The sequence below is a fragment of the Stenotrophomonas sp. 05L44_2 genome, from assembly GCF_056665995.1.
In genome coordinates this window covers 1-3,287 of sequence record NZ_JBFTNR010000484.1, presented here as the reverse complement: position 1 = coordinate 3,287, position 3,287 = coordinate 1, and the positions used below count along the sequence as shown (strand labels likewise).

Genomic DNA, 3,287 nt, shown 5'->3' with positions numbered 1-3,287 from the left:
TAGTAGATCCACGCCATGCGTGGATGAACGTTTCAATGCAAAAGCAGCCAGGCATGGCCTGGCTCTACTGGGCCGTGGTAGATCCACGCCATGCGTGGATGAGCGTTTCAACGCAAAAGCCGCCGGGCATGGCCCGGCGCTACCGGGCCGTGGTAGATCCACGCCATGCGTGGATGAACGTTTCAACGCAAAAGCCGCCGGGCATGGCCCGGCGCTACCGGGCCGTGGTAGATCCACGCCGCGCGTGGATGAGCGTTTCAACGCAAAAGCCGCCGGGCATGGCCCGGCGCTACCGGGCCGTAGTAGATCCACGCCATGCGTGGATGAACGTTTCAACGCAAAAGCCGCCGGGCATGGCCCGGCGCTACCGGTAAGGCGTTGCCGGCCAGCGGCCGGCACCACCACCACCCGATCAGGCGAAACTATCGGTGGCACGCACCAGCGCGTCGACGTTCTCTGCTTCGAACGCCGAATGCCCCGAGGCCGGGGTGATCTCCAGCTTCGCCTTCGGCCACACCTTGGTCAGGTCCCAGGCATTGGCCAGCGGGCAGACCACGTCGTAGCGGCCGTGCACGATCACGCCCGGGATATCGGCGATGCGATGCGCGTCGCGCAGCAGCTGGTCTTCCACCTCGAAGAAACCGCCGTTGACGAAGTAGTGGTTCTCGATGCGGGCAAACGCCAGCGCGAAGTGCGGGTCTTCATGGCTGTTGATGAAGTCGTCGTCCACGTGCAGGAAGCTGGTCGCGCCTTCCCACACCGCCCAGGCCTTGGCCGCGTCCAGGCGCGTTGCTTCGTCTTCGCTGGTCAGGCGGCGATGGAAGGCGGAAATCAGGTCGTGGCGTTCCACCGCCGGAATCGGCTTGAGGTAGTGCTCCCACGCATCCGGGAACAGGCGGTTCGCGCCTTCCTGGTAGAACCATTCCAGCTCCCAGCGGCGCAGCATGAAGATGCCGCGCAGCACCAGTTCGGTCACGCGCTGCGGATGGGTCTGCGCATAGGCCAACGCCAGGGTCGAGCCCCAGCTGCCACCGAACACCTGCCAGCGATCGACCTTGAGGTGCTCACGCAGCTTCTCGATGTCGGCCACCAGGTCCCAGGTGGTGTTGTCCACCAGATCGGCATGCGGGGTGGAACGACCGGCACCGCGCTGGTCGAACAGGATGATGCGGTACTTGGCCGGGTCGTGGAACTGGCGCATCTTGTCGCTGCAGCCGCCGCCGGGCCCACCATGCAGCATCACCACCGGCTTGCCGTCCGGGTTGCCGCACTGTTCGAAGTACAGCGTGTGGCGGTCGTCGACCTTCAGGGTGCCGACGTCGTAAGGGGTGATGGCGGGGTACAGCGTACGCATGCTTGCAGCTCCGTGGTGGTGCCCTGCCCTTGGCAGGAGAACCCCCATTCTAGGCCGGTCGCCGGCCCAGGGTGACCCGGTCGCGCTGCTCCAGGTCCTRCACGGTCTGCACGTCGATGTAGCCGGCCTGCTCGAACAGCGCGCCGATGGCATCGCCCTGGTCCCAGCCGTGCTCGATCAGCAGCCAGCCGCCGGGCTGCAGGTGGTCGCCGCCGCCGACGATGATGCGACGGATGTCGTCCAGCCCATCAACGCCCGAGGCCAGCGCCGTGGCCGGCTCGAAGCGCAGGTCGCCCTGTTGCAGGTGCGGGTCGTCGCTGGCGATATAGGGAGGATTGCTGGCGATCAGGTCGAAGCGTTCACCGTGCAGCGGCGCGTACCAGTCGTGACCACCTTCGGCAAAACGCACGTYGCCCAGCTCGTGGCGCGCGGCGTTGCGGGCCGCCACCGCCAGCGCAGCGGAACTGGCGTCGGTGGCCAGCACCTGCGCCTGCGGTCGTTCGCTGGCCAGGGCCAATGCAATCGCGCCGCTGCCGGTGCCAAGATCGGCCAACCGCAGTGCACGGTCCGGCGGCAGGCGATCCAGCGCCAGTTCCACCAGCAGTTCGGTTTCCGGGCGCGGAATCAGGGTGGCGGGGTCGACTTCCAGATCGAGGGTCCAGAAACCACGACGGCCGATCAGGTAGGCCACCGGCTCGCCAGCCAGGCGCCGGCCCAGCAAGGCCTCGAACGCGGCCTGCTCGGCGGCGGGCAGTGGATCGGTGGCGTGCGCGAACAACCAGCTGCGCGGTCGCTGCAGCACATGCAGCAGCAGCAGCTCCGCTTCATGACGGGCCTCTACGCCCCCCAGGCGGCCGCTGGCGTCGGCCACGACCTGGCGCAGGGACGGTTCGGAATCGGCGGGCATGGCAGGCACTGGCGCGGGCGGTGGGCCCGCAATTGTAGAGTCTGGATACCGTTCAGGTTCGCTGGGGCGGGATTCGCTGCGGTGGGATATGAGAGACCTATCGACCGGTTTCCGCAGCCGCTGATGATTTCCCTTGTCATACAGCGGGTTGCAGGATGCAGGTGGCCTGATTCATTGCCGGCTCAGCGCACATCAATAGACTGCATCTATCAAATAGATGTAATCAATGCATTGTCCTTATCGAAATGGAACCAGTAACCTAGGTCCTGTCGATTCACCCACTCCCCTTCACCCAGAGGAAAAACGATGTCCCTGATCAACACCCAGATCCAGCCGTTCGAAGCCAACGCTTACCTGAATGGCGAGTTCATCAAGGTCTCCGACAGCACCCTGARGGGCCAGTGGTCGGTCCTGATCTTCATGCCGGCAGCCTTCACCTTCAACTGCCCGACCGAGATCGAAGACGCCGCTGACCATTACGCCGAATTCAAGAAGGCCGGCGCCGAGGTCTACATCGTCACCACCGACACCCACTTCTCGCACAAGGTCTGGCACGAAACCTCGCCGGCCGTGGGCAAGGCCCAGTTCCCGCTGGTCGGCGACCCGACCCACCAGCTGACCCGCGCCTTCGGCGTGCACATCGAAGAAGAAGGCCTGGCCCTGCGCGGCACCTTCATCATCAACCCGGAAGGCGTGATCAAGACCCTGGAGATCCACTCCAACGAGATCGCCCGTGACGTCTCCGAGACCCTGCGCAAGCTGAAGGCTGCCCAGTTCACCGCCGCCAACCCGAACCAGGTCTGCCCGGCCAAGTGGAAGGAAGGCGAGAAGACCCTGACCCCGTCGCTGGACCTGGTCGGCAAGATCTAAAGCAGCACCGGCCTGCCGCAGCCCCACGCTGTGGCGCGCCCATCCCCGTGCCGGCCACATCGCCGGCGTGGGGGTGAACCCAAGACGGCCGCGCCCGCATCGCCCCTTCCACAGGTCCGCGCTGCCCTCTCCTTCCACAGGTCCGCGCTGCCCTCT

The 3,287-nt window shown here is 65.7% G+C and carries 4 protein-coding genes; 2 read left to right on the top strand and 2 right to left on the bottom strand.

What is annotated here, in order from left to right:
• A partial coding sequence (locus AC1VAN_RS16135) for a hypothetical protein (protein WP_480986182.1) occupies positions 1–374 on the top strand: 374 nt, incomplete at its 5' end.
• A gap of 38 nt (positions 375–412) precedes the next feature.
• On the opposite strand, the gene pip is transcribed toward AC1VAN_RS16135, so the two are convergent.
• Positions 413–1,354, bottom strand: a complete 942-nt coding sequence (gene pip, locus AC1VAN_RS16130; RefSeq protein WP_032977488.1) for a prolyl aminopeptidase — start codon at positions 1,352–1,354, stop codon at positions 413–415.
• 49 nt (positions 1,355–1,403) lie between these two features.
• Entirely contained in the window at positions 1,404–2,261 is an 858-nt protein-coding gene (gene prmC / locus AC1VAN_RS16125) for a peptide chain release factor N(5)-glutamine methyltransferase (protein WP_480986181.1), read from the bottom strand.
• Between the two features lie 306 nt (positions 2,262–2,567).
• On the opposite strand from prmC, the gene ahpC reads away from it, so the two are divergent.
• Positions 2,568–3,131, top strand: a complete 564-nt coding sequence (gene ahpC / locus AC1VAN_RS16120; protein ID WP_480986180.1) for an alkyl hydroperoxide reductase subunit C — start codon at positions 2,568–2,570, stop codon at positions 3,129–3,131.
• The last annotated feature ends 156 nt before the right edge of the window (positions 3,132–3,287 follow it).

Excerpts from the sequence above, each read along its gene's own strand:
- pip (WP_032977488.1), bottom strand. The coding sequence starts at position 1,354 with ATGCGTACGCTGTACCCCGCCATCACCCCTTACGACGTCGGCACCCTG.